A 23,982-nucleotide genomic window follows, 5' to 3' on the forward strand; every position below is an offset into this window, starting at 1 on the left:
CGTCGTGTTTTTCTGCTTCCCTTGTGAACCACATTAGAGGGTGTAAAATTTAAAAGAAAGTCGCCGCAAAGCGAAATAACAGTAGCAATAAATAAGCCTACTCCCCCAGCACCAACCAACCGTTTTCCAGCCAACTGCACAGCGAATCCAACAACAGATCCTGCGCCATTTCATCATCACAATTTGCGACATAATCTTGCAAAGCCGCCCAATCCAACACAACGCCGTTTGCCAGATCTTTTAAAACCGCACTTTCCAGTTCGCTTAACTCGTCTAACCATTCGCCATTGACGTACAATGCAAACGGCTGTTTGGTATAAAGCATTTTACTGTTGCTGTCCTGCTGAATGGTTGCACCGTCTTGTAACATCTCGCTCAATTCTTCCGGATAAAATTCATCGTCCGATTGTAATAACTCATAACGACGGCTGCTGACCGCAGTTGCCACCGCATGCTGAAATAATCGATCAAACTCTGGCGACTGGCTCAGATGATCCAACAATTGCTGTTTCATATTCTGCACCATTGCCGGATCCAGTTGCGCCAATAGTTGAGCATTTGGCGACAAACGCAACGGAATATTCAACGATGCCGGATTAAAGTGCGGTGTCGGGTGGCAGATCGCATCATTGATATTGTCGATCAAATCGCCCAAATTCGGATAACGCAACCCGAACGACACCGTCAAACAGTCATCCTGCGCCACGCCGTAATGCGACAAACGTGACGGCACATACAGCACATCGCCCGGCGCCATCACTTCATCCAGCAACAAATCGCCCATCTCATCAAAAATTCGAATCGGTTGATTGGGTTTGAATTCGGTGCTCGGGTCGCACCATTTGCCGAGTTGCCAACGACGATGTCCGTATGCCTGCACTAAAAATACATCGTATTCATCATAATGCCGCCCGACCGAGCCGCCTTGCGGCGCATACGACACCATAATATCGTCACGCTGCCATTGCGGAATAAAACCAAATGCTTGCCATAATTCGCCTAACTCCGGTGACCACTGTTCCAAATTTTGCACCAACACCGACCACTGCGGCGGCAATTTGCTAAAATCTTTTTTGTTTAATGGGCTGGTTTTCAGTGTCCACCGCTCTTCGCCCTGCGGATCTTGTTCGGTTTTCAACAAGCGTGCCGTCACCTCGTCCTGCTGTGCCAAGTCAATAATATCTTGCGGTTCAAGCAAGCCAACGATTTGCGGCAAGCCGTTTTTAATCAACAAGGGTTTTTTCTGCCAATATTGTGCAAGAAACTGCTCGGCACTGATTTCATTCGGAAGACAATAAGCGATTTTTGACATGGAGTTATCCTTTTAATTTAAAGTCTGTTTATGCTTGTTTTTTAGCCAACGCTTTGGCTTCGGCACGTTGCTGTTTTTCTTGCGCCTTTTGCGCGTCTAATTCTTGTTTTTGTTGCTCGGCACGCTTGCGACGAATCTCTTTCGGATCGGCCAGCAACGGACGGTAAATTTCAATCCGATCGCCGTCTTGCAACACATCGGTCAATTTTGCCAAACGGCTGAAAATGCCGACGCTGTTGCTGCGCAGATCAATCTCTTTATATTGTTCCAAAATTCCCGATTGTAGAATCGCATTTTGGATAATCGTGCCCGGTTCAACTTGATAACTTTGCAGAAAATAGCTGTCCGGTAGCGCATACGCAATTTGAATCGTAATGTTGTCTACTGTCGTTGGTTCAGACATCGTACACCTCTTTGGCGCGCTGTTTAAACGCATCTATCATCTTCATCGTCAGCTGTTCAAAAATTTTGCCGAATACCGCACTGATTAGCGCACTGGAAAATTCAAAATCGAGTTTCAACCGAATTTGGCAGCTGTGTTCATCAATTTCATCAAACTGCCAATAGCCTTGTAAGAAACGGAACGGCCCTTCGACCAGCTGCATTTGGATCTGTTTATTCGGTTGCATAGTGTTGCGGGTGGTAAATTGTTGGCTAATTCCGGCTTTGCTGATCACCAACTGCGCCGTCAATTCATTTTCATTGCTAACCAATGTTTGGCTGGCAACACAACCCGGCAGAAATTCCGGATATTGTTCGTAATTATTAACCAATTGATACATCTGCGTTGCGCTGTAACCCACCAACGCCGATTGATTAACGGACGGCATGAGATTCCTACTTATAGCAAAAAATAATCTGCGTAATATACGCTATGGAATGGGGAAGATCAAACGAGAGACGCTGCCAATCTAAAGAATCATTATCGCTAATTTAATCGGTTCAAAAGTCACTTTTTCTTTTCAGATTAACAAATTAATAATAAAAGTATCGTTGCGCTTGACATCCCCCCCTTTAAAGTAGGATAACAAAACTGTTTATTTTCTTCTTTAAGGGATCATTATGCAACAAAATAAATCACAACAAATCCTAAAAATGCTCAACCAAGTTAATTGGGTTTATCGTATCCTATTTTGGGTTATTATTGCTTTCTTTGGTTTAATTGTGGTCGAGAATTTTATCCAAGGTTTGACTAATGGCATTATTACCTTAATCATCTCTATTTTTGTCGCCTTGTTCTTAATTAAACTGGTTTTCGGTATTATCAATTTAACCTATGCCAATCTACAATATACTCGTTGTCTGAAATTAATGAATGAACAGCTTAGAGAATCCGGCATTTCCACCACCTTATCGCAGCAATCAAAAGTACCACCTAGCCTGTTTGCCATCGATACCGCCAACAAATTACTGTTTATCAATAACCAACAGACTGATTATGAACCGCTTGTCTTTGATAAAGCAAAGTTAATTTCCGCAAAAGTGGAACGGGAATCAACCGTTCACACCACGACGAAGCATAAAGGCAATGTCGCCGTATTTGGCTCATCATTTGGTTATAACTTCGGCAGTAAATCAACCTCCACCAGCCATATTACGGAAACTGCTTTTTTAGAATTGCAATATTTAACCGAGCAGAAAACCAGTTTTACTCTTGTTATTCCCTATGGCGGCAATCGTCGTGGCGCAGAAGAAGCATTGAATACAATCCAGCAGTTCTAGAGTAGTATTCCTAACCAAGGGAATAAACTTCCTTTGGTTAGGAATAAATGACGTTATTATCCATTATGACAAACTAACACTTAAATTAAGCTTCTTGCCTAAAGCTGAAAATGCACGTCCGATCGTGTCAATTTTGGTGGTGTGGTTTAAATTTGTGATCCGCTGCATTTCCTGCGGTTTTACCTTAATACGCCTTGCCAATTCCACATTACTAATATTTTGTGCGATCATTTCATTTAGCAGTAACACTTTTGCCGCCACACTGAGCGGCAATTCAATCAGATATTCTCCCTGCTGCACCGCACTTGGTGAAGGCACAGCACGATGATCTTCAAAATAAAAATCCATTGCAGTCAATAACGCATCTTTTGCCATAAAAAATGCATCGTCCAAATCATCACCGCAAGTAATCGCTTCGGGAATATCACGAAAAGTGACATTATAACCGCCACCCTCTTTATCAAATTTTGCCGGATAGAACATCATTACCTCTTACCGATTAACAGCCAAAAATTTATATTAATATTACTTAAGACCTAATTGCTTTTTAACTGCCTGAACTGTCCCCGTTTTTATCTCTTTCGACGGATGACGAGGGAGCACCGATTGTTTGCCGTTAAGATACAATCTGATATGATTCGAACCCTCTTTTTTCTCAACACCCTGCGCAATTAGCCATCTTAAAAACTCACGTTGTTTCATCCTTCCCCGTGGTTTTAAGATAAATTTAAAATAAACAAAAATGATTATTTCGTCAAGAAAAACAAACAAAAATGTTGATTTATTTTTCTTGTCTTAAACAAATAATGGCGTAAGAAAAATCAAGCGACAAACAGATTAAACCTATTTTTCGATCTAGATCGTAGAATAATATAACAAGTCTTTTTATTTATAAAAAATTCATTTAAAAACAATTGGTTGTTTCTTAAATTAAATATTTAATGCAAGAAACGATTCAAACCATTTCAAACCGTAGCGCTATACGCTACAATATTATATAAATTAGGTTAAAATGATTATTTATTTTAAACATAAAGGACTAAAACTATTTTTTGAAAGCGGAAACAAATCAGGGATTCAAGCTTCTCAAGCGAAAAAAATTGCCCGGATTCTCGCTCGCTTAGATAGTGCTAAGACAATAAATGATATGAATTTACCAGACTGGGGCTTACACCCGTTACTCGGAAAAATGCCAGATTATTGGAGTGTAAAAATAAATGGAAATTGGCGTATCACATTCAAGTTAAGTAATGGTCATGCAGAAATTGTTGACTACCAAGATTATCAGTAGGAAAACTATGATGATGTACAACCCACCACACCCCGCTGAAGTTATTCGTGACGATATTCTGCCTGAGTTGGGATTAAGCGTCACTGAAGCAGCAAAACAATTAGGCATCAATCGTGTCACTTTATCTCGCCTGCTAAATGGCAAAGCCGCAATCAGTGCAGAGATGGCACTGCGCCTACATATTTGGTTGGGGGAAGACAGCCCCAGCCCTGAAAGTTGGTTACATCAACAAGCCGAATATAATTTATGGAAAGCTAGCCAAAAAGGGCAGCTAAATGTGTTGCCTGCTAAATTGGTTACGCTTGGTTAATCCCTAATCGCCGCCAGCACTGCCTGTAATTTTTTGCCATCGGTGATGTTGATCTGTTGATCTTGTCGGCTGTCTTTGCCCATGCTTGGCGCTTCGTTGAGCAACATGGCGCTGTGGCGATAACCGCCGGCGGAAAGGTGCAGCTCTTGTGCACCGCTAATTTGCAAAATTTGCCGTGCATTGTTTGGATTCACGCCGGCGCCGGGCATAACCGAAATGCGTTGATCCGCTTGCTGTACTAAAGCTCGAATCAATTCGACACCTGCGACCGCACTTTGCTGTTGTCCGGAGGTTAACAGTCGCTCGCAGCCCAGTTCGATAATCTGTTCAAGTGCGGTTTGCGGATCACGGCAGAGATCAAAAGCACGGTGGAACGTCACGCCCAAGCCATCGGCACAGTCAATCAAGCGTTGACAAGTCGGTATGTCAATCTCGGCGTTTTCGGTTAATGCGCCAATCACCACCCCCTGCAAACCGCACTTTCGCGCCAAACGGATATCCGCCTGCATCATTTGGACTTCGGCTTCACTGAACAGAAAATCCCCTGCGCGTGGACGGATCATTAAATACAGTGGAATTTGCGCCGCTGCGAGCGCACGTTCGATCAAGCCATAGTTCGGCGTTATTCCGCCCAACGCCAACGCGCCACACAGCTCGATTCGATCAGCACCGTATTTTTGTGCGATATGGATCGATTCGATATTGTCCACACACACTTCTATCGTAATCATGCCATTCTCCTTTTTCTGCTTTAGAATCAATCTTAACAAGATTACTCCAAAAAAGTAATTGCTTGTTAAACAATCCAAAAGAATTTACTATCATTAGGCTCATCAATAATAAACAGGTGAAACTATGCAGAATAAACTTCTCTTTACTGCCTCTTGGCCAACGTATTTATTGATCCTCACCACGCTCACCGCCGCCGGTTTTCTCAGTAGCGGAGTGGTCACTTGGATTGCCGCCAATTGGGATTATTTCAGCAAATTCACCAAACTGTACGCCACTCAAGGTCTATTCGCCAGCAGCATTGCCGTCGGAATATGGGTTTATTACCGGGAATACCGTAAACTCGGGCAAGTGCGGTTGAAATTCGTCAGCAGCACCTTTTTCTTTATTGCCGCCGTGCTGATTGGTGCCTTGCTCGCACTGATTGGGCAAATTTACCAAACCGGCGCCGATCCTTGGCAGCTATTTGCACTATGGTCACTGCTGCAAATCCCGTTACTGCTTGCACTGCCCAATGCCGCAGCCGCATTATTACTGCTCACAACCAGCAATTTGAGTTTAGCACTGTATCCCGACCTGCTCTGGTCGTATGAATATTTTTTATATTTCATGCTGCTGCTCAATCTGGGTTTTGTGATGCTAAGCGAAGTTTTCAGCAAATCGCTACATGATCAAAATTGGTATATCAGCTCCAAAGTCAGCAACACCGTGCTGATCGTGTGTATGACTTTGCTTTGTCTCAACAACCCAAACACCGCACCGTTAGTCTGGTTGCTCGCTGCCGCAATGCTTTATTATTACCAGCAACAGCGCCGTGATTTGTTTAACCAGAGCGGTTACTGGGCTTGCCTGTTATTCAGCGTTGATGTTTTTATTTTAAAGATCACTAATTTTGAGATTAGTGGGATTTTTGTTGCGATTCTCGTCACCCTTGGCGCCGCCATCGTGCTCGGAATTCATTTGAAAAAGCAATATGTGCAACAAGCGCAAGGTATGCCGTGGCCGCTACAAATCCTGTTTACCACGCTGGCAATCATCATCACGCTGTTGACGATTGCCTTTCTGTTTACACTGGACATTTTTGAATCGGATAAGCTATTTCTGATCGCCTCGCTGGTGTTTGTTGCGCTTGGCGCATTCCTTTACTACTCGCGCAAAGCCAATGAATATGCTAGCGGTCTGCTGCTGATGATCGGTTTGGGGCTGTATGTTTTTCACTATTTGATAAATTATTTCTTTGACTACCCCCATGACAATCAACTTTCAGTGCTAAATGGCGATTTGCTCGGAATGATCATCATCAGTCTGCTGTGTTACCTGTTGATTACGATCAATTGGGTTAAAACCGGCAGCCTTATCCTGCTGCTGTTTACCTTATTGTACACGTTTAGTGCGCAAAACGGTTACCTGTATGGATTCCAATCGGAGCAAGGGCTGCAAAACAATTTCTGGACTTTGGTGTTTGATTATTATGCCGGTTATTGGCTAGCGCTCGGCAGCTTAATCTTGTTCGGTTTGAGCCTGCGCCCAAACCGTTATCATACCCATATCCAAAGTGCGGCATGGGCATTTTGGCTGGTTTATATCGGTTTTATCTTCAAACCGGATATTTATCTCAGCTTAGGGACTATAGAGGCAGGCCCATTACCGACACCGAACAGTTTTAGCGAATTTGTCCAGATCATCAGCAATGGTTTGTTCACCGCACAATCTTGGCACTGGACTCACCTGATCCTGCTGCTGATTTGTCTGTCACCGGTGATTATCCAGCTCTGGATCAGCCGTCAACAACCATTGAAAACACAAAGTGCGGTCATCGTTGCCCTTGTGTTGGCGATTTTCGGTTTGGCTTTTGTCGCCTCGCCAAGTATTTTAGTCGGCTTCAGTTTGCTGCTACTGGCTTATCTCAACCACAATCGGTTGCTGTTTGGTTGCGTTCTGCTGGCGATAATCGGGTTTTTAGCGAAATATTATTACTGGCTGGATTTGCCGCTGCTGTATAAATCTTTCTTATTGCTAGGCAATGCGATTCTGTTTCTTTTAGCCGCACTGTATTTGCAACGTCAACACCGTCGTGCAACTGCGGTTGCAACGGCTGCACCAAGTTATCAAGGAAAAATCGGTTGGTTGACGCCGTCACTTGCGCTGCTCACCCTGCTGCTGACACTGGCTATCGGCAATTACAGCATTCAAAAATATGAAAATGTACTGACTCACGGCAAGTCGGTGATACTCGCCTTGGCACCTGTTGATCCGCGCTCAATTATGCAGGGCGATTATATGGAACTCAACTACGACTTGATAAACCAAGTGCGGTCTGAAATTGATAAACAGCAACAAGAAAAAAAAGCCGAATTTAATATCGACAACCCCTACCCGATTTATGATCAAGAGAATAGCGAGAGTGATGCGATCAAGGCTGGCCAAGAGGATGAGCAAGCAGCTTATGCACAATTCGCACAATGGCAGGATCAACGCCCGACACAGCTATACGCACTGTTAAAACAAAACGCTGACGGCAGTGCCGCACTTTGCCGCTTGGAAGAAGCCTTGCCGGAAAATTATCATGACTGCATTGCCGATGTTGCCATCAAGCTGCGTATTGATGACTACAATATGCTATGGCGCCTAAAAATGCCCGGACAACAATTCTTCTTTGCCGAAGGACAAGCCGCCCACTTTCAACAAGCACAATATGGAGAATTTCGGGTGCTAAACGGCATAGCGTTGTTATCACGTTTGTTGGATAGTGAAATGAAAGGGTTGTAGAGCAATAAATTCAGCTTGACAAAATCGACTGTATAGTAGATATTTACATCTGAAAAAAGTAAGGTTTATTGATGATTAAATCCTTTAAGCACAAGGGGCTTGAAAAATTTTTCACTACCGGCTCAACTGCTGGTATTCAGGCAAAACACGCCAACAAGCTCCGAATTCAACTAACTGCATTAAATAATGCTAAACAAGCAGAAGATATGAATGCTCCGCCTTGGAAATTACATTCACTAAAAGGCAATTTGAAAGGGCATTGGTCAATTACGGTTAATGGTAATTGGCGCATCACCTTTAAATTTGAAAATGGTCATGCAGAAATTGTCGATTACCAAGATTATCACTAGGAAAACACAATGAATATGTACAATCCAGCCCATCCGGGTGAAGTATTAAAAGCGTATTTAGAGGGCGTTACCGTTACCACTGCTGCTAAAAAATTAGGTGTGACACGGGTTACTCTCTCTAGAATTTTGAATGGTAAAGCAGGTATTTCGGCTGAAATGGCACTACGTTTAAGCCAAGCATTAAACACCTCAGCCGATATGTGGCTCGCTATACAGCTGGATTATGATTTATGGCAAGCTCGTCAGCATCAGCCAACTAACGTACAGTTAATGTTTACTTGAAGCAACTTATTGTTTTTAAAGTCTAAATTTCACTCTGTATTAAATCGTGAGAATAGCGTAAAATATGCGCCTATTTTTTAGCTCAATCCGTTATTAACGCAAACAGTGAAACTACCGTGTCCGAAATAAAACTTATCGTTGGTTTAGGCAATCCCGGCAGCCAATATGCACAAACTCGGCATAACGCCGGGGAATGGCTGTTGGAGCAACTCTGCCGCCAATATAACCTCTCGCTCACGCCGGAAAGCAAATTTTCCGGCAAAACCGCACGTACGCTAATATCAGGCAACGAAGTGCGGTTTTTACTGCCGACCACCTTTATGAACCTGAGCGGCAAAGCCGTTGGGGCATTGGCGAATTTCTATCGTATTCAACCTGAACAAATCTTGGTGCTTCACGATGAATTGGATCTGCCGCCCGGCACCGCCAAAATCAAACAGGGCGGCGGACACGGCGGTCACAACGGGCTAAAAGACATTATCGCCAACCTGGGTAATAACAAAAATTTCTACCGTCTGCGAATCGGCATCGGACACCCCGGCGATAAAAATCTGGTCAGCGGTTATGTCTTAAACAAACCGCCGAAAACTGAATTAAACTTGATCGAACAAACGATTGAAGAAGCCGCTATCAGTGTGGATATTCTGCTGACCGATGGAATCAGCAAGGCGATGAATCGTTTGAATGGATTTAAAATTTAACCCTAACCGTTGCCACTAACGGTTTTACCAAAAGGAAAATAGTATGGGATTTAAGTGCGGTATCGTTGGTTTACCGAATGTGGGCAAATCGACCCTGTTTAACGCTTTGACAAAAGCCGGCATCGAAGCGGCAAACTATCCGTTTTGCACCATCGAGCCAAATACCGGTGTTGTACCAATGCCGGATCCACGTTTAGATGCGCTAGCGGAAATCGTCAATCCACAACGGGTGCTGCCGACGACCATGGAGTTCGTCGATATCGCCGGTCTGGTTGCCGGTGCAAGCAAAGGCGAAGGCTTAGGCAACAAATTCTTAGCTAATATCCGCGAAACCGACGCGATCGGTCATGTGGTACGTTGTTTTGAGAACGACGATATTGTGCACGTTGCCGGTCAGATCAATCCGGCGGAAGACATCGACACCATCAATACCGAACTGGCGTTAGCCGATTTGGACAGCTGCGAAAAAGCCATTCAGCGTTTAACCAAGCGTGCTAAAGGCGGCGACAAAGAGGCGAAATTCGAACTGTCGATTATGGAAAAAATTCTGCCGGTACTGGAAAATGCCGGCATGATCCGCTCGGTGGATTTAGATAAAGACGAGTTGCATGCGATTAAAGGCTACAACTTCTTAACCCTGAAACCGACAATGTACATCGCCAACGTCAATGAAGACGGCTTTGAAAACAACCCGTATCTGGATCGCGTGCGTGAAATTGCCGCCAGCGAAGGCGCTGTGGTTGTGCCGGTTTGTGCGGCAATCGAATCAGAAATCGCCGAGTTAGACGACGAAGAAAAAAATGAGTTTTTACAAGAGCTGGGATTGGAAGAACCGGGCTTAAACCGCGTGATCCGTGCCGGTTATCAATTGTTAAACCTGCAAACTTACTTCACTGCCGGGGTGAAAGAAGTGCGTGCTTGGACCGTTGCCGTCGGCGCCACCGCCCCGAAAGCCGCCGCCGTGATCCACACCGATTTTGAAAAAGGCTTTATCCGCGCCGAAGTGATCGCCTACGACGATTTCATTCAATTCAAAGGTGAAAACGGCGCCAAAGAAGCCGGCAAATGGCGCTTGGAAGGCAAAGACTATATCGTTAAAGACGGCGATGTGATGCACTTTCGTTTTAACGTGTAATCCATTTCTCACCAAGAGAATTGATCAAGCAAAAGTAGGGGGCGAATTAACTATCCGCCCGTTTGCGAAGTGCGGTATAAGCACTTAATCAATAAAGGAAAAATGCAAAGTGCAGTTCGGGGCGATATATAATCGCCCCCTACTTTTGCAATATAAATTGTGCATTTTAATCTTTTCCAACCGCTTAAATATTATTGATAACCAGCTTTTTACCACTATAAATAGAGGAAAAAATGAACAACTCAGTATTAACCGTAATCGGTAAAGATCGGATCGGGATTGTATATGATGTGGCGAAATTATTAGCTGAACAGCAGATTAATATCGTCAATATTAGCCAACAATTAATGAATGAATTTTTTACCATGATTGTGTTGGTCGATACCAGCGCGTGCGCCAAAGATTACCAAACGTTAGCGGCATTTTTTATTGAAGAAGGTAAAAAATTGGGCTTGGAATTGCGCTTGCAAAATACCGATATTTTCAATGCCATGCACCGGATTTAAGGATTGAACATGAGCAACAGTATTCAGTCTTATGAAATTTTAGAAACGCTGAAAATGGTGTCGGATCAGCATTTTGATGTGCGCACCATCACCATCGGCATTGATCTACACGACTGTATCAGCCCCGATTTGGCGACCTTAAACCAAAATATTTTCAACAAAATTACCCATGTCGGCAAAGACTTGGTACAAACCGCTAAAGAGTTGTCGGCAAAATATGGTGTGCCGATTGTCAATCAGCGCATTTCAGTGACGCCGATTGCGCAAATCGCTGCCGCCACTAAAGCAGACAGTTATGTCTCGATTGCCCAAACCTTGGATCGCGCCGCCAAAGCCATTGGCGTGTCGTTTATCGGTGGCTTTTCGGCGTTGGTACAAAAAGGCATGAGCCCGTCGGATGAAGTGTTGATTCGTTCGATTCCAGAAGCAATGAAAGTGACCGACATTGTCTGTAGTTCGGTCAATATCGGCTCGACCAAAGCCGGAATCAATATGGATGCGGTGAAACTGGTGGGCGAAATCGTAAAACAAACCGCCGAAACCACACCGGAAGGCTTCGGTTGCGCCAAATTGGTGATTTTCTGCAATGCGGTTGAAGATAACCCATTTATGGCGGGCGCCTTTCACGGTTCCGGCGAAGGCGATGCGATCATCAATGTCGGTGTTTCCGGCCCGGGCGTGGTCAAAGCTGCGTTGGAAAGCTCGGATGCAAAAACCTTGACTGAAGTTGCCGAAGTGGTGAAAAAAACCGCATTTAAAATTACCCGTGTTGGTGAACTGATCGGGCAAGAAGCCAGCAAACGCTTAGGTATTCCGTTTGGCATTTTAGATCTCTCGCTGGCGCCAACCCCTGCCGTCGGCGACAGCGTGGCACGGATTTTGGAGCAAATGGGCTTGAGCGTGTGCGGCACACACGGCACCACCGCGGCTTTAGCGCTATTAAATGACGCTGTCAAAAAAGGCGGCATGATGGCATCAAGTGCGGTCGGCGGTTTGAGCGGTGCCTTTATTCCGGTCTCTGAAGATGAAGGCATGATCAAAGCGGCGGAACAAGGGGTGCTGACACTGGATAAACTGGAAGCGATGACTGCCGTTTGTTCGGTTGGGTTGGATATGATCGCCGTGCCGGGCTACACCACTGCCGCCACCATTTCCGGCATTATCGCCGACGAAGCGGCAATCGGCATGATCAACAGCAAAACCACAGCGGTGCGGATTATTCCGGTGCCAGATAAAGATGTTGGCGACAGTGTGGAATTCGGCGGTCTGCTTGGCTATGCGCCAATTATGCCAATCAAACAAGGCAATTGCGAAATCTTCATCAACCGCGGCGGACGCATTCCAGCGCCGGTACAAGCGTTGAAAAATTAATTGAGCAACCAAAGTGCGGCCAGAATCTAATCTGAACCGCACTTAGTATTACAAATCAAAGCCAACCCGTGTTCCATCAGGCAAGGTCACATCTAAGCTGAGTTTCCCACCCAAACCATTAATATACCGTTTTAAAGTAGATAAACGTGGATCATTATCCGGCTGCTCCATTCTGACAATTGCCGGTTGCGATACCCCCATTATTTCTGCCAATTCTTTTTGTGACATATTCAGTTTATCACGTAACATATTCAGTGTGATTTTACGGCTTTCTTCTTCGACTTTAGCTTTAACCCATGCTTGTACTTCCGGACTTTCTTTTGCCAATAACTCTTGAAATGTTGCCATACTATTTCCTTTTTAAATTATCTAAATGCCTTTGAAATTCCATATCCGCAATTTTAAGCATTTTTTTATAAAATTTCTGTTCATTTAACCCTGTTTTATCCCCTGCACAAAAGACAATTGCCTGTTGAATAGGGTCAAATGCAAAAAACGCTCTTACCGGATTTCCCTTGTGCTGTATCCTCAACTCTTTCATATTATTAAAAACCGAAGCTTTAACGGTATCTGCATAAGGACGACCTAGTTGTGGTCCATACATTTCCAATAATGCCATTGAAGCCAAAACCGCTCTTCTAAGCTCCTCTTCTTGTGCGAGATACCATTCATCAAAAATCTACGTCGTAATAACTTGCCACATTCTTCCTCCAGGCTATTCTTGTAGTCATAATATAATCTATTCATTATATTTTCAATAACACTTCATATAATCCTTTTCGTTCTAAGATAAGCCAATTGGTTATTTCTACTTTTAATTTTTTGCTGTATGTTAGGGTGGTTTGATATTTGTTTATCGACTATTTAACAAGGAATCCCAATGAAATCAACCGCACTTTTCTCTTTGACTGCACTTGCACTCTCATTGTCTGCCGCCGCCCAAGCGGCACCGCATACGTTGATTAACTGCATCAGCAACTCGCCCGGTCAATTCAGCCCGGCGATTATCAATGATGCCAATGATTTCAACGCCAGTTCACAACAGGTTTATGACAGTTTATTGGCATTTAAACCCGGCTCAACCGAGATCGAACCCGGATTAGCGGAGCGGTGGGAAATCAGTGATGACGGTTTGAGTTACACTTTTCACTTGCGCAAAGGGGTAAAATTTCATGCCAATAAGGAATTTAGCCCGAGCCGCGATTTTAACGCCGACGATGTGTTGTTTTCTTATTTGCGCCAAGCCGACAAAGATCATCCGTTCCACCATGTTTCCAGCGGAACCTATTTTTATTTCAACTGGATGGCACTGCCAAAGCTGTTGAAATCAGTCGAAAAAGTCGATGACTACACAGTGAGAATCAACCTGAACCAAGCCTATTCGCCATTCTTGAAAATTGTGGCGATGGATTTTCTGTCAATTTATTCCAAAGAGTATGCCGATAAGATGTTGGCAGCAGGCAAGCCGGAAGCAATTGATAAAACACCGATTGGCACCGGGCCGTTTGTGTTTCAAGGCTATCAATTGGATCAAGCGATTCGCTACAGCGCCAACGCCGATTATTGGCGTGGCAAAGCCGATATTGATCGCCTGATTTTCAGCATCACGCCGGACGCTACCGCGCGTTACGCCAAATTGCAAACCGGTGCTTGCGATGTCATTGATTTCCCGAATATCGCCGATATCGAACAGATGAAAAACAATCCTAAAGTGCGGTTATTTGCCAAAGAAGGGCTAAATTTAGCCTACATCGGCATCAACCACCGCAAAACGCCGTTGGAAAATGTGAAAGTGCGGCAAGCCCTGAATTATGCCACCGATAAACAGGCGATTATCAACGTGGTTTATCAAGGCGGCAGCGGCGTGGCGGCAAAAAATCCATTCCCGCCAAGCGTGTTGGGCTACAACGATACGATTGAAGATTATCCGTTTGATTTAGAAAAAGCCAAACAATTGCTGGTTGACGCCGGTTATGGCGATGGGTTTGAAACTGAAATTTGGGTGCAGCCGGTGGTGCGTCCATCCAATCCGAACCCACGCCGCACTGCGGAAATTTTGCAAGCAGATTGGGCGAAAATCGGCATCAAAGCCAACTTAGTCACCCACGAATGGGCAGATTTTAACAAACGCACCCGTGAAGGCGAGTTTTACACCGGTACTTACGGCTGGACCAGTCGCAACGGCGATCCAGACAATTTTTTAGCGCCATTGCTCGGTTGTGAAAACGTCGGCGGCACCAACTACGCCGGCTGGTGCAATGCGGAATTTGAAAGTCTGATTCAGCAAGCGGTCACCACCTCTGATGAGGCGCAACGAGCAGCGTTATATCAACAAGCGTTAGTAATTGCCAAACAACAGGCCCCGTTGATTCCGCTAGCACACTCAGTCAACTATGTGCCGACCAGCCTACGGGTACAAAATTTCCAACAAAGTCCGTTTGGTTATACTGCATTTTATGGGGTGAAAGTGGCGGATTAAATCCATACGTCATTTCCTTCCGCCACACAAGGCGGAAGGAAACTCGACGAATCTAAACCACTTCCCCCAACTCAATAAACTCCGCCTGCGGAAAATGTGTGGTTAAATAGCGCTGCAAATAAGCTTGGGTTTCGTTTTCAATAATCGGGTCGGTTTGCGGATAGTGGTTGTAAATCAACGCTTGCAGCGCAATGCCACGCTGTTGGCAGACTACAAGGCTTAATAAAGTGTGGTTGATGCTGCCCAGTTTGCCGGAAGTGACCAAAATCAGTGGATAACTTTGTTGTTGCAAATAATCCAGTGTAGTCAATTCATTATTCAACGGCACCGCCAACCCACCGGCGCCTTCGATCAAGACCACGTCATACTGCTGCGCTAAAATTTGTGTATCGGCCGTGATCTGCGCCAAGTCGATCTCGGTTTGCGCCAAGCGTGCCGCTAAGTGCGGTGAACAGGGGTAATCAAACACATAGCGGCAAGTGGTACCGTCCAAATCGCATTGTTGCAGCGGCAAATTTTGCAGTTTACGGTGGCGTTGAATATCCTCGGCAACGCCTGAACAACCGGTTTGCACCAGTTTTTGCGTGATCACCGACCGCCCTTGTGCCGCAAGCCGATTGGCATAAAATCCGGTGGCAATGGTTTTGCCCACATCGGTATCAATGCCTGAAATAAACATGATCTGTTGCTGTTTCATTGATTCTGTTTCCGTTTTGCCAACATCAGCAGTGGCGCATAAGTCAACCGCACTTTGCCGTTGACGCTGAACTGCTGTTGATAACGCTGATAAAAATCCGCCAATTTGCCTTTTGTCCACTGCCGTTGATTGGTGGCGGTGACCCCGGTGGCTTGCAAATGGCGCAACACAGCACTGGGCTGCTGAAACCATAATTGGATTGCCTGCTGGTCTTGTGCGATCAGCTCAAAGTGCGGTTCTAGCCATGTTTGCCATTGTTGCAGGCTGGGATAATCCAGGCCAACTGCGGTCAGCTGCTTAATTTCCACTAAATTTTGTGGCAAAAAGGTGCTGAACAACAGCCAGCCGTTTGGTTTGAGCGCCTGCGTTGCCAGCTGGATAATCCGTTGCGGCTGCTGAAACCACTGCACGGTGGAAGCCGAAGCCAGCAAATCAAATTGCTGATTTAAAACCAAAGTGCGCTCAAACTGCTCGGCATCGGCTGCCCATAATTTCACCTCTGCTGTAGCCAGCCGCTGCTTTGCCAGTGCCAGTGCACTTGAATTGAGATCATTCAAACACCATGACCGCACTTGATAATCTTGCGCCAATAAACGGGTTAAATCGCCACTGCCACAACCAATTTCCAACACCTGCTGAAAGCTCGTCTGTTGGCTATAGTGCAATAAATCCGCCAAACGGCGGTTGATCTGTTGCTGTGCTTGTGCGTGTTGGTCGTAACTAGCCAATGCTTTGGCAAAACAGTGGCTGATCCGTTTTTTATCCAATCTCGCTAGCATAGCTCAGACCACGTATTAAACGCCGCCAAGGCAAAGTGCGGTAGCGCAAGCTGTATGACCTCACAATCGGTTTGCCGCCAATAATTTAACTGATTGGCCGTCGGAAAGATCTGATCCTGCATGCCGACAATCGCTTTTTGCCAGTGAATGGCAGCCGGTTTCGCATGTGCAAATACCTGATACACCGCCGCTAACTCCTGCGCAATTTCGTTGGTCGGACGTGGCGCAATTGCTTGATATTGCTGTAATAGCTCACGTTTGCCACACATTCGTCGTTCAAATTTGGTACGGGTAAGATCATTAAAGCCGTCTAATGTGCCTTCAAAAATTGCCTGCGGAATGCCGACTTGATCATCAATCAAACACGGCGTGCCGTTAATTGCTACACTTGTGGCGAACGGCAAATCTGCCACCGTCTGCTCCGCTGCCCACACGCCCATCGACCACGCCACCAAATGTAAAGTGCGGTAGCGGCTGAGATCGGCATTCAGGCTTAAATGACGATAATCCCAACACAGCAACAGATCGGTATCGGGCGGTAATTGCCAGTGTTTCACCAACTGCGGCGATGTGCCCCAACCGGCAAAATACAGAATGAGATTCGGGTTATTTTCTGCGCTGATCAGCCATTCGGTCTGCATTATTGTGATCCTTTTAATACATCAAGCAGCTGTGCCACTTCGTCAGTCGCCATATCGGCAGTCAAGGAAAAACGGATCCGCGAGGTACCACTCGGCACCGTCGGCGGACGAATCGGCAGGCAGTAGAATCCGCACTGTTGCAACCGCTCGGCAGTGGAGAGGGTGCTCGCATTATCGCCAAGAATATACGGCACGATTTGACTGCGGCTGGGCGAAGGTTGTTGTGTCAGTTGCTCCACGCCGCGTTGTAATTCGCTGCTCAGCTGCTGCAAATGTTGCCGCTGCATTTGCATTTCCGGCAAGCGTTGCATGAGAAAATAGACCCACTGCGCCAGCAATGGCGAAAGTGCGGTCGAGAAGATCAACGGGCGCATTTTGTTGATCAAATAGTCTTTAATCACCTGATCGCACACCACATAAGCCCCCATCGCTGCCAGCGCCTTGCCAAAGGTGCCCACCAGAAAATCAATCTGCCCGATGCAAGCGCAGTTTTCTGCCAACCCCAGTCCATTTTGCCCAAATACGCCCAGCGCATGCGCCTCATCGACATACAGCATCACATTGCGATAGCGCTGTTTCAACGCCACCAGCTGCCGCAAATCCGCCATATCGCCGTCCATGCTGAATACGCTTTCGGTGACAATAATAATCCGTTGATAGCTTTTACTGTTTTTCTCTAGCAGCTGCTGCAAATGGGTGTAATCATTATGACGATAGCGTTGATAATCGGCAGCGGACAAACGAATGCCGTCGATCAAACTGGCGTGCACCAGCTTATCGGCTAAAATCAACGTTTGTTTATCCGCCAGCGCCGGCAAAATGCCGATATTGGCGTGGTAGCCGCTATTGAACAACAGGCAGGCTTCACGCTGAAATTGGCTTGCCATCACGCTTTCCAGTTCGGCATAAATCGGGAAATTGCCGGTCAGCAAACGTGACGACGACGAGGTAAAACTCGCCTGTTGCCAGTCGGTTTGCGCTAAAAATTGCTGTTTTAATCGTTGATTGGCAGCCAAGCCCAAATAATCATTGGAAGAAAAATTGAGCATTTTGCGCTCGTCATGCCAGATCCATTTCCCCTCGTGGCGAATGTCAGGCAAAGTGCGGTATCGCCCCTGTTGTTGCAGTTGCGCCAACTGTTCGGCATAAAAATTTAGCATAAACCATACTCTTGTTTCAGCGCATTCAGCACGCCGCTTGTCAGCTGTGACAGTTGCGCTGAGGTGATAATAAACGGTGGCATCAGATAGACCAATTTGCCGAACGGACGCACCCACACGCCCTGCTCGACTAAGCGGGCTTGCAAGCTGCGCATATTGACCGCACTTTGCATTTCAATCACACCAATCGCACCCAATACCCGCACCTCTGCCACGCAATCCCAAGTGGCGGCTAACGCCAATTCCTGCTTTAACTGCGCTTCGATTCTAGCGACATGACTTTGCCAATCGCTTTCCAATAGCAGGCGGATTGACTCGGCAGCTACGGCACATGCCAACGGATTGGCCATAAAGGTCGGCCCGTGCATAAAGCAGCCCGCTTCGCCACGGCTGATGGTGTCGGCAACCTGATTGCTAGTGATTGTTGCCGACAGGGTTAAATAGCCGCCGGTTAAGGCTTTGCCCAAGCAGAGAATATCCGGCACCACATCAGCGTGCTGCAAGGCAAACAACTTGCCGGTGCGACCGAAACCAGTGGCGATTTCATCGAAAATCAGCAACACACCATATTGATCACACAGTTTTTTTGCGGCGCACAAATACTGTGGCGAATAGAAATACATGCCGCCGGCGCCCTGCACAATCGGTTCTAAAATCAACGCCGCAATCTCATCACCGTGCGTTGCCAATAACGCGGCTAGCGGCTGAATATCGCTCGGATTCCACGCCTGAGCAAATCGGGTTTGCGGCTGTGGCAGGAAAAATTGGATCGGCAACCGCTGGCTGAATAGCGAGTGCATGCCGGTTACCGGATCACACACCGACATTGCATGCCAAGTGTCGCCGTGATAGCTGGCACGAATCGCAGCAAATTTACAGCGGCTGGATTTTCCCAATGTGTGTTGGTATTGAATCGCCATTTTCATCGCCACTTCCACCGCCACCGATCCGGAATCAGCATAGAAAATTTTCTGCAATTCCGATGGCAACAACGCCAGCAGCAATTGCCCCAAGCGTACTGCCGGTTCATGCGTCAAGCCACCGAACATAATATGGCTCATCTGCTGTAGCTGGTTATTCACCGCTTGGTTCAGGCGTGGATGATTATAGCCATGCAGCGCTGCCCACCACGACGACATGCCGTCAATCAGCTTACGTCCGTCTTGCAAGGTGATTTCCACACCTTCGGCTTTTGCCACCGGATACACCGGCAAGGGGTTAAGTGTTGAGGTGTAAGGATGCCATAAATGCTGGCGATCAAACTCTAAAAGTGCGGTTGAATTCATAAGGTTCCATGTGTTGCAAACTCTGTTTGTTTTAAAACCGGGAATATCACGGAAAGGGATAGATTGAGGCTATCCCTTTTTATGCTGGTCAAACATCCCTGAGGTTAGGCTAATTTGGCGAACGCTTGGCTTAAATCGGCTTTAATATCTTCCACGTTTTCCAATCCGACCGAAAAACGCAACAAACGGTTGCACACACCACGGGCAATGCGCTCCGCTTCGGGAATATCCATATGGGTTTGGGTTGCCGGATAGGTGATAAAACTTTCGGTGCCGCCCAGACTCTCGGCAAAAGTAATCAACTTAATCGCTTTTAAGAACGGATTAACCCAGTTCTCATCTTTCAAACGGAACGACAACATACCGCTCTTACCTGAATATAACACGTCTAAAACTTGATCTTGTTCGGCTAAGAATTTGGCGATTTCCTGTGCGTTTTGCTGATGGCGTTCCATACGCAAGGCTAAGGTTTTCAAACCACGCACTGCTAAGAATGAGTCAAACGGTGATAATACCGCCCCGGCGCCATTTTGCAGATAAAATAGGCGCTCGCCCAGTTCTTGGCCTTTCGACACAATTAATCCGGCTAAAACATCATTATGCCCGGATAAATATTTGGTCGCACTGTGGATCACCAAATCGGCGCCATGCTCAATCGGACGGAACAGCACCGGCGTTAAGAAGGTGTTATCCACGATGAGTAATAGATTGTGTTTTTTGGCAATCTTGCTAATCGCCGCCACATCGCACTCTTCCATCAGCGGATTGGATGGTGTCTCCACAAAAATCGCTTTGGTGTTCGGTGTGACCGCACTTTCGATGGCGGCTAAATCTGCCGTATTGACATACACCGGCTTAACACTGTTGTTGTTTTTATAACTGAAATCGAGCAAGCGATAGGTTCCGCCATACACATCGCTGGAGATAATCCACTCGTCAGGTGCAGTAAACAACGACATCAACAACTGAATCGCCGCCATGCCCGACGCACAGGCAAAACCGCGATCACCGCCTTCTAAACGGGCAATACCCTCTTCCAGTACGGTACGGGTTGGGTTTTTAGTGCGCGTGTAATCATAGCCGGTCGATTCATTGATACCGCGATGGCCGTATGCGGTGGAAAGATAAATTGGGGCAGAAACCGCACCGGTTTTTTCATCAGTGCGATTTCCCAATTGGGCGAGTTCGGTTTCAATGGAATAAGTGGTCATAATCTTGCCTCAACACAGTCTAATTGCAAATAGTGTGTCATTCTGACACAAAGCAGCAGGCGATTAAAGCACCGAATATCCGTAACCTCAAATCAAAACCGCACTTTGATTAAATTTCACAAAAATCACTCATTTTTTCGGCAATCAGGCAAAAAATTGCAATCAAACATTGACAGTAAATCAGAAGTCAGTAAAATGCCCACCACTGATTAACGATGTGTTATATCATCGTTTAGTGTGCGGGAATAGCTCAGTTGGTAGAGCACAACCTTGCCAAGGTTGGGGTCGCGAGTTCGAGTCTCGTTTCCCGCTCCAAACAAATACTGGAACTAATTACTTAGTTACATAGTGGCGTGTTAGCAAAGAGGTTATGCACTGGATTGCAAATCCATGTAGCTCGGTTCGATTCCGGGACACGCCTCCATCAAATCAGTGCCCGAGTGGTGAAATCGGTAGACACAAGGGATTTAAAATCCCTCGGCTTTCGGGCTGTGGCGGTTCAAGTCCGCCCTCGGGCACCATTTAAAAAATGATTTAAAACCAAAAGATAGCTACTATATGTAGCTTTTTTTATACCTGCGATTTTCCATCTTCTCTGGCTAGATTCTACTGCCGATGGCTGTAAGAAAAAATGATACGAGCAAAATGATAAAAAATATGTTTAAATTATAAAATTAAGTCTATTTTTTATCACATTGCATGCTAATTTATCAATCCGAAGGTGGCTTTTTATATGCCTTACATAAGCTCTTTACTCAGTAAAATGAGAGGCTGCAAGCAAAACTTACTGCTATCAGCCTTATTTTTATCTATATCACCGCTGTTATCCGCACAATCTTATGTGGTTTATGATTTTACCAATAACAAAGTGTTAGAAAGCCGTTCACCCAATAGTGTGCTTCCGATTGCCTCGGTCACAAAATTGATGACTGCCAATGTGTTTTTAGAAAATAATCGTAATCCTAACTGCACCGCGCGTATCACTAATGAAGACAACGACAATATTAAAGGCACCCGTACCAAACTGCCTAAAAATACACCGATTGCCTGTTCGGAATTATTGAAAGCGATGTTTGTGCATTCGGATAACTATGCTGCCCATGCTTTATCTCGCTCTGCGGGCATGAGTCGAGCTCGATTTATTCAAAAAATGAATGAAAAAGCGCAAGTATTAAAAATGAACTCAACTCGTTTTAGTGATAGTTCAGGCCTATCTAACCGTAATATTTCCAGCGTGATGGACTTGGTGAAGCTTGCTAAATACTCACTACGCAAACCCGAATTAAAAGCGCTCTCCAACACCCGTGCGACCTATATTCGCGCCAATCGAACCAACGTATTTATGCAAAATACCAATAAATTAGTGCGCGAAGAGATATTTGATGCTTCTATCAGCAAAACAGGCTATATCCGTGAATCAGGCTATAATTTAGTCTTTATCAATAAATATAGCTGCAATAATAATGCGACCATCGGCGTGATTAGCCTCAATAATAAAAGCTCCGCCGCCCGCTCAAACTTTACCAAAAACAAACTCAAAGCCTACGGCTGCCTCGCACTCAATGATTTGATTATTGATGAGAGTAACGACCAAGATATTGAAGCCTACGATCAACTTGGCTTGGATCGATTGATAGAACAGGTATCAAATTAGATTTTGATACGGTAGCAAGGTACTCTTTTATATTGGAATTGCTATTTGATGGCTATTTTTAATTTAAAAACCTAAAACTAAGGCGGAAATTTATCCGCCTTTACTGTAATCAAACATTAACTCTCAAAAATCGAACAGTATCAGCCGAGCTGCTGAATTTTCTTTACCACGCTGCTGGTTGAGTAGCCGTTTTCAAAATTCAACACCCGCACATCGCCACCGTTCGCCCACACCTCTTGGCTGCCGGCAATCTCTTCCGCTTTATAATCACCGCCTTTGACTAATAAGTCCGGTAAAATCTCGCCAATTAAACGCTGTGGCGTATCCTCTTTGAATTCGACCACCCAATCAACCGAAGAGAGTCCTGCTAACACTGCCATTCTTGCAGCTAGCGAGTTGATCGGTCGACTTTCCCCTTTTAATCGTTTCACCGATTCATCGGAATTCACCGCTACAATCAGACGATCACCTAATTTACGCGCATTTTCTAGATAAGAGACATGCCCCGGATGCAAAATATCAAAGCAACCATTGGTCATCACGATTTTCTCCCCACGCTCTTTTGCTTCGGCAACACTGCTTTTTAACTGCACTTCGTCCATAATTCCAAAACCAGTTTCACCGCGGTGATGAATCGCATTTTCCAGCTCTACCGGCGTAACAGTCGATGTTCCCAGCTTACCGACCACAATACCGGCAGCAACATTTGCCAAATAGCAAGCCTCTTCCAAACTACGTCCATCGGCAATCGCCGTTGCCAGCACACTGATAACCGTATCTCCGGCACCGGTCACGTCAAACACCTCTTTGGCTTCGGTCGGCAGATGAAACGGCTCAGCATTCGGGCGTAGTAATGTCATACCTTTTTCCGATCGGGTCACTAGCAACGCCTCTAATTGATAATCTGCAATCAGCTGTAACCCTTTTTGTTGAATCGCCTGTTCATCAACACAATGTCCGACTACCGCTTCAAATTCAGATAAATTCGGCGTTAATAACGTTGCGCCGCGATAACGTTCAAAATCAGTGCCTTTAGGATCAATTAATACCGGTACGTTAGCTTGTTTCGCTACTTGGATCATCTGTTGCACCGCATTCAGTGTGCCTTTGCCGTAATCCGATAAAACCAACGCACCACTCTGCGCAATGGCACCTTGTAATTTTTGCAACAAAACCGCACTTTCAACATCATGAAAGTTTTCTTCAAAATCTAAACGCAAAAGTTGCTGATGACGGGACAGAATCCGTAATTTAGTGATGGTAGGGTGCGTATTCAGTGCCACAAAATCACAGTTAATCCGTTGTTGTTGCAGCATTTTTTCCAGTGCCAAACCGGCTTCGTCCTGTCCGGTTAATCCCAATAATTTTACTTCGACATTCAAACTGGCAATATTCATTGCCACGTTAGCGGCTCCGCCAGCCCGTTCTTCATTGTTTTGTACCCGCACCACCGGCACCGGTGCCTCCGGTGAAATTCGGTTGGTGGCGCCAAACCAATAGCGGTCGAGCATCACATCCCCGAGCACCAAAACTTTCGCTTGTTTAAATTGAGTCGAATATTGTGTCATCATTTGCTCCTGATAAAATTTTTCTGATT

27 protein-coding genes and 3 tRNA genes are annotated in these 23,982 nt (G+C 45.6%); 15 read left to right on the forward strand and 15 right to left on the reverse strand.

All coding sequences use genetic code 11. The annotated features are described in order from the left end of the window. Nucleotides 1–97: 97 nt before the first annotated feature. The 3 genes from EDC16_RS11065 to EDC16_RS11075 are packed head-to-tail and all read right to left on the reverse strand — an operon-like array spanning nt 98 to nt 2,142. On the reverse strand, nt 98–1,312 hold the full coding sequence (locus EDC16_RS11065; protein WP_132967915.1) for a ribosomal protein uL16 3-hydroxylase: 1,215 nt from the start codon (nt 1,310–1,312) through the stop codon (nt 98–100). 28 nt (nt 1,313–1,340) lie between these two features. After that, the gene (locus tag EDC16_RS11070) at nt 1,341–1,715 is read right to left on the reverse strand and encodes an RnfH family protein (RefSeq protein WP_232517228.1); all 375 of its coding nucleotides are present in this window, start codon (nt 1,713–1,715) and stop codon (nt 1,341–1,343) included. Then, nucleotides 1,708–2,142: a type II toxin-antitoxin system RatA family toxin gene (locus EDC16_RS11075; RefSeq protein WP_132967917.1), complete on the reverse strand. Its 435-nt coding sequence runs from the start codon at nt 2,140–2,142 to the stop codon at nt 1,708–1,710. The genes EDC16_RS11070 and EDC16_RS11075 overlap by 8 nt, the downstream gene beginning before the upstream one ends. Nucleotides 2,143–2,374: 232 nt before the next feature. On the opposite strand from EDC16_RS11075, the gene EDC16_RS11080 reads away from it, so the two are divergent. Beyond that, nucleotides 2,375–3,034 (forward strand): hypothetical protein, encoded by a 660-nt coding sequence (locus tag EDC16_RS11080; RefSeq protein WP_132967918.1) that lies wholly within the window; start codon nt 2,375–2,377, stop codon nt 3,032–3,034. 63 nt (nt 3,035–3,097) lie between these two features. On the opposite strand, the gene EDC16_RS11085 is transcribed toward EDC16_RS11080, so the two are convergent. Beyond that, nucleotides 3,098–3,520 carry a type II toxin-antitoxin system HicB family antitoxin gene (locus EDC16_RS11085; RefSeq protein WP_132967919.1) on the reverse strand — a complete coding sequence of 141 codons (423 nt, stop codon included), beginning with the start codon at nt 3,518–3,520 and terminating at the stop codon, nt 3,098–3,100. Nucleotides 3,521–3,559: 39 nt separating this feature from the next. Continuing rightward, complete coding sequence (locus tag EDC16_RS11090) at nt 3,560–3,736, reverse strand: type II toxin-antitoxin system HicA family toxin (protein ID WP_132967920.1); 177 nt, start codon at nt 3,734–3,736, stop codon at nt 3,560–3,562. Nucleotides 3,737–4,046: 310 nt separating this feature from the next. On the opposite strand from EDC16_RS11090, the gene EDC16_RS11095 reads away from it, so the two are divergent. Continuing rightward, a complete protein-coding gene (locus tag EDC16_RS11095) occupies nt 4,047–4,325 on the forward strand; it encodes a type II toxin-antitoxin system RelE/ParE family toxin (protein ID WP_132967921.1) in 279 nt (92 codons plus the stop codon). A gap of 7 nt (nt 4,326–4,332) precedes the next feature. Next, complete coding sequence (locus tag EDC16_RS11100) at nt 4,333–4,635, forward strand: HigA family addiction module antitoxin (protein ID WP_132967922.1); 303 nt, start codon at nt 4,333–4,335, stop codon at nt 4,633–4,635. Here EDC16_RS11100 and EDC16_RS11105 read toward each other — a convergent pair. After that, nucleotides 4,632–5,363 carry a copper homeostasis protein CutC gene (locus EDC16_RS11105; protein WP_132967948.1) on the reverse strand — a complete coding sequence of 244 codons (732 nt, stop codon included), beginning with the start codon at nt 5,361–5,363 and terminating at the stop codon, nt 4,632–4,634. The two genes, EDC16_RS11100 and EDC16_RS11105, sit on opposite strands and share 4 nt — an antisense overlap. A 127-nt stretch (nt 5,364–5,490) precedes the next feature. Between EDC16_RS11105 and EDC16_RS11110 the strand changes: the two genes are divergently transcribed. From EDC16_RS11110 to EDC16_RS11140, 7 genes are all read left to right on the forward strand, one after another. Further along, nucleotides 5,491–8,133: a GDYXXLXY domain-containing protein gene (locus tag EDC16_RS11110; RefSeq protein WP_132967923.1), complete on the forward strand. Its 2,643-nt coding sequence runs from the start codon at nt 5,491–5,493 to the stop codon at nt 8,131–8,133. 71 nt (nt 8,134–8,204) lie between these two features. Continuing rightward, the gene (locus EDC16_RS11115) at nt 8,205–8,483 is read left to right on the forward strand and encodes a type II toxin-antitoxin system RelE/ParE family toxin (protein WP_132967924.1); all 279 of its coding nucleotides are present in this window, start codon (nt 8,205–8,207) and stop codon (nt 8,481–8,483) included. Between the two features lie 15 nt (nt 8,484–8,498). Then, nucleotides 8,499–8,765 (forward strand): HigA family addiction module antitoxin, encoded by a 267-nt coding sequence (locus EDC16_RS11120; RefSeq protein WP_132967925.1) that lies wholly within the window; start codon nt 8,499–8,501, stop codon nt 8,763–8,765. Between the two features lie 116 nt (nt 8,766–8,881). Beyond that, nucleotides 8,882–9,466 carry an aminoacyl-tRNA hydrolase gene (pth, locus tag EDC16_RS11125; RefSeq protein WP_132967926.1) on the forward strand — a complete coding sequence of 195 codons (585 nt, stop codon included), beginning with the start codon at nt 8,882–8,884 and terminating at the stop codon, nt 9,464–9,466. A gap of 43 nt (nt 9,467–9,509) precedes the next feature. Next, nucleotides 9,510–10,601, forward strand: coding sequence for a redox-regulated ATPase YchF (gene ychF, locus EDC16_RS11130; RefSeq protein ID WP_132967927.1), 1,092 nt, complete (start codon nt 9,510–9,512; stop codon nt 10,599–10,601). 233 nt (nt 10,602–10,834) lie between these two features. After that, on the forward strand, nt 10,835–11,107 hold the full coding sequence (locus EDC16_RS11135; RefSeq protein ID WP_132967928.1) for an ACT domain-containing protein: 273 nt from the start codon (nt 10,835–10,837) through the stop codon (nt 11,105–11,107). 9 nt (nt 11,108–11,116) lie between these two features. Beyond that, nucleotides 11,117–12,478 carry a PFL family protein gene (locus tag EDC16_RS11140; protein WP_132967929.1) on the forward strand — a complete coding sequence of 454 codons (1,362 nt, stop codon included), beginning with the start codon at nt 11,117–11,119 and terminating at the stop codon, nt 12,476–12,478. Nucleotides 12,479–12,526: 48 nt separating this feature from the next. Here EDC16_RS11140 and EDC16_RS11145 read toward each other — a convergent pair whose 3' ends face one another. Together EDC16_RS11145 and EDC16_RS11150 are read right to left on the reverse strand one after the other, a co-directional pair. Beyond that, the gene (locus tag EDC16_RS11145; RefSeq protein WP_132967930.1) at nt 12,527–12,826 is read right to left on the reverse strand and encodes a helix-turn-helix domain-containing protein; all 300 of its coding nucleotides are present in this window, start codon (nt 12,824–12,826) and stop codon (nt 12,527–12,529) included. Between the two features lies 1 nt (nt 12,827). Continuing rightward, complete coding sequence (locus EDC16_RS11150; protein WP_232517231.1) at nt 12,828–13,157, reverse strand: type II toxin-antitoxin system RelE/ParE family toxin; 330 nt, start codon at nt 13,155–13,157, stop codon at nt 12,828–12,830. A gap of 201 nt (nt 13,158–13,358) precedes the next feature. Here EDC16_RS11150 and EDC16_RS11155 point away from each other — a divergent pair, with 201 nt between their 5' ends. Beyond that, the gene (locus tag EDC16_RS11155) at nt 13,359–14,957 is read left to right on the forward strand and encodes an ABC transporter substrate-binding protein (protein WP_132967931.1); all 1,599 of its coding nucleotides are present in this window, start codon (nt 13,359–13,361) and stop codon (nt 14,955–14,957) included. Between the two features lie 52 nt (nt 14,958–15,009). On the opposite strand, the gene bioD is transcribed toward EDC16_RS11155, so the two are convergent. From bioD to EDC16_RS11185, 6 genes are all read right to left on the reverse strand, one after another. After that, nucleotides 15,010–15,654, reverse strand: a complete 645-nt coding sequence (gene bioD, locus EDC16_RS11160; RefSeq protein ID WP_132967932.1) for a dethiobiotin synthase — start codon at nt 15,652–15,654, stop codon at nt 15,010–15,012. Further along, nucleotides 15,651–16,433, reverse strand: coding sequence for a malonyl-ACP O-methyltransferase BioC (gene bioC, locus EDC16_RS11165; protein WP_132967933.1), 783 nt, complete (start codon nt 16,431–16,433; stop codon nt 15,651–15,653). Before bioC ends, bioD begins: the two co-directional genes overlap by 4 nt. Continuing rightward, nucleotides 16,427–17,074: a DUF452 family protein gene (locus EDC16_RS11170; RefSeq protein WP_132967934.1), complete on the reverse strand. Its 648-nt coding sequence runs from the start codon at nt 17,072–17,074 to the stop codon at nt 16,427–16,429. Before EDC16_RS11170 ends, bioC begins: the two co-directional genes overlap by 7 nt. After that, nucleotides 17,074–18,234, reverse strand: coding sequence for an 8-amino-7-oxononanoate synthase (bioF, locus tag EDC16_RS11175; RefSeq protein WP_132967935.1), 1,161 nt, complete (start codon nt 18,232–18,234; stop codon nt 17,074–17,076). Before bioF ends, EDC16_RS11170 begins: the two co-directional genes overlap by 1 nt. Beyond that, nucleotides 18,228–19,520, reverse strand: a complete 1,293-nt coding sequence (gene bioA, locus EDC16_RS11180; protein ID WP_132967936.1) for an adenosylmethionine--8-amino-7-oxononanoate transaminase — start codon at nt 19,518–19,520, stop codon at nt 18,228–18,230. Before bioA ends, bioF begins: the two co-directional genes overlap by 7 nt. Nucleotides 19,521–19,624: 104 nt before the next feature. Beyond that, nucleotides 19,625–20,731: a methionine biosynthesis PLP-dependent protein gene (locus EDC16_RS11185; protein WP_132967937.1), complete on the reverse strand. Its 1,107-nt coding sequence runs from the start codon at nt 20,729–20,731 to the stop codon at nt 19,625–19,627. A gap of 239 nt (nt 20,732–20,970) precedes the next feature. Here EDC16_RS11185 and EDC16_RS11190 point away from each other — a divergent pair. The 4 genes from EDC16_RS11190 (at nt 20,971) to EDC16_RS11205 (ending at nt 22,385) form a co-directional block, all read left to right on the forward strand. Continuing rightward, nucleotides 20,971–21,046: transfer RNA gene (locus tag EDC16_RS11190), tRNA-Gly, on the forward strand. 35 nt (nt 21,047–21,081) lie between these two features. Continuing rightward, a tRNA-Cys gene (locus tag EDC16_RS11195) sits at nt 21,082–21,155 on the forward strand. 10 nt (nt 21,156–21,165) lie between these two features. Further along, nucleotides 21,166–21,252: transfer RNA gene (locus EDC16_RS11200), tRNA-Leu, on the forward strand. 242 nt (nt 21,253–21,494) lie between these two features. Continuing rightward, nucleotides 21,495–22,385 carry a D-alanyl-D-alanine carboxypeptidase family protein gene (locus EDC16_RS11205; protein ID WP_132967949.1) on the forward strand — a complete coding sequence of 297 codons (891 nt, stop codon included), beginning with the start codon at nt 21,495–21,497 and terminating at the stop codon, nt 22,383–22,385. A 140-nt stretch (nt 22,386–22,525) separates the two neighbouring features. Here EDC16_RS11205 and hldE read toward each other — a convergent pair whose 3' ends face one another. Then, entirely contained in the window at nt 22,526–23,953 is a 1,428-nt protein-coding gene (hldE, locus tag EDC16_RS11210; protein WP_132967950.1) for a bifunctional D-glycero-beta-D-manno-heptose-7-phosphate kinase/D-glycero-beta-D-manno-heptose 1-phosphate adenylyltransferase HldE, read from the reverse strand. Between the last annotated feature and the right edge of the window lie 29 nt (nt 23,954–23,982).

Origin of the sequence: Testudinibacter aquarius (genome assembly GCF_004342725.1) — a bacterium.
GTDB classification, from domain to species: domain Bacteria; phylum Pseudomonadota; class Gammaproteobacteria; order Enterobacterales; family Pasteurellaceae; genus Chelonobacter; species Chelonobacter aquarius.

Bases quoted from the DNA above. Each gene is read 5' to 3' on its own strand.
- EDC16_RS11170 (WP_132967934.1), bottom strand. From the start codon at position 17,074: ATGCAGACCGAATGGCTGATCAGCGCAGAAAATAACCCGAATCTCATT.
- EDC16_RS11075 (WP_132967917.1), bottom strand. From the start codon at position 2,142: ATGCCGTCCGTTAATCAATCGGCGTTGGTGGGTTACAGCGCAACGCAG.
- EDC16_RS11080 (WP_132967918.1), top strand. From the start codon at position 2,375: ATGCAACAAAATAAATCACAACAAATCCTAAAAATGCTCAACCAAGTT.
- EDC16_RS11070 (WP_232517228.1), bottom strand. From the start codon at position 1,715: ATGTCTGAACCAACGACAGTAGACAACATTACGATTCAAATTGCGTAT.
- EDC16_RS11155 (WP_132967931.1), top strand. From the start codon at position 13,359: ATGAAATCAACCGCACTTTTCTCTTTGACTGCACTTGCACTCTCATTG.
- EDC16_RS11085 (WP_132967919.1), bottom strand. From the start codon at position 3,520: ATGATGTTCTATCCGGCAAAATTTGATAAAGAGGGTGGCGGTTATAAT.
- bioF (WP_132967935.1), bottom strand. From the start codon at position 18,234: ATGCTAAATTTTTATGCCGAACAGTTGGCGCAACTGCAACAACAGGGG.
- hldE (WP_132967950.1), bottom strand. From the start codon at position 23,953: ATGACACAATATTCGACTCAATTTAAACAAGCGAAAGTTTTGGTGCTC.
- bioD (WP_132967932.1), bottom strand. From the start codon at position 15,654: ATGAAACAGCAACAGATCATGTTTATTTCAGGCATTGATACCGATGTG.
- EDC16_RS11135 (WP_132967928.1), top strand. From the start codon at position 10,835: ATGAACAACTCAGTATTAACCGTAATCGGTAAAGATCGGATCGGGATT.
- EDC16_RS11065 (WP_132967915.1), bottom strand. From the start codon at position 1,312: ATGTCAAAAATCGCTTATTGTCTTCCGAATGAAATCAGTGCCGAGCAG.
- EDC16_RS11110 (WP_132967923.1), top strand. From the start codon at position 5,491: ATGCAGAATAAACTTCTCTTTACTGCCTCTTGGCCAACGTATTTATTG.
- ychF (WP_132967927.1), top strand. From the start codon at position 9,510: ATGGGATTTAAGTGCGGTATCGTTGGTTTACCGAATGTGGGCAAATCG.
- EDC16_RS11095 (WP_132967921.1), top strand. From the start codon at position 4,047: ATGATTATTTATTTTAAACATAAAGGACTAAAACTATTTTTTGAAAGC.
- EDC16_RS11140 (WP_132967929.1), top strand. From the start codon at position 11,117: ATGAGCAACAGTATTCAGTCTTATGAAATTTTAGAAACGCTGAAAATG.
- EDC16_RS11205 (WP_132967949.1), top strand. From the start codon at position 21,495: ATGAGAGGCTGCAAGCAAAACTTACTGCTATCAGCCTTATTTTTATCT.
- EDC16_RS11145 (WP_132967930.1), bottom strand. From the start codon at position 12,826: ATGGCAACATTTCAAGAGTTATTGGCAAAAGAAAGTCCGGAAGTACAA.
- EDC16_RS11115 (WP_132967924.1), top strand. From the start codon at position 8,205: ATGATTAAATCCTTTAAGCACAAGGGGCTTGAAAAATTTTTCACTACC.
- EDC16_RS11100 (WP_132967922.1), top strand. From the start codon at position 4,333: ATGATGATGTACAACCCACCACACCCCGCTGAAGTTATTCGTGACGAT.
- EDC16_RS11120 (WP_132967925.1), top strand. From the start codon at position 8,499: ATGTACAATCCAGCCCATCCGGGTGAAGTATTAAAAGCGTATTTAGAG.
- EDC16_RS11090 (WP_132967920.1), bottom strand. From the start codon at position 3,736: ATGAAACAACGTGAGTTTTTAAGATGGCTAATTGCGCAGGGTGTTGAG.
- EDC16_RS11185 (WP_132967937.1), bottom strand. From the start codon at position 20,731: ATGACCACTTATTCCATTGAAACCGAACTCGCCCAATTGGGAAATCGC.
- bioC (WP_132967933.1), bottom strand. From the start codon at position 16,433: ATGCTAGCGAGATTGGATAAAAAACGGATCAGCCACTGTTTTGCCAAA.
- bioA (WP_132967936.1), bottom strand. From the start codon at position 19,520: ATGAATTCAACCGCACTTTTAGAGTTTGATCGCCAGCATTTATGGCAT.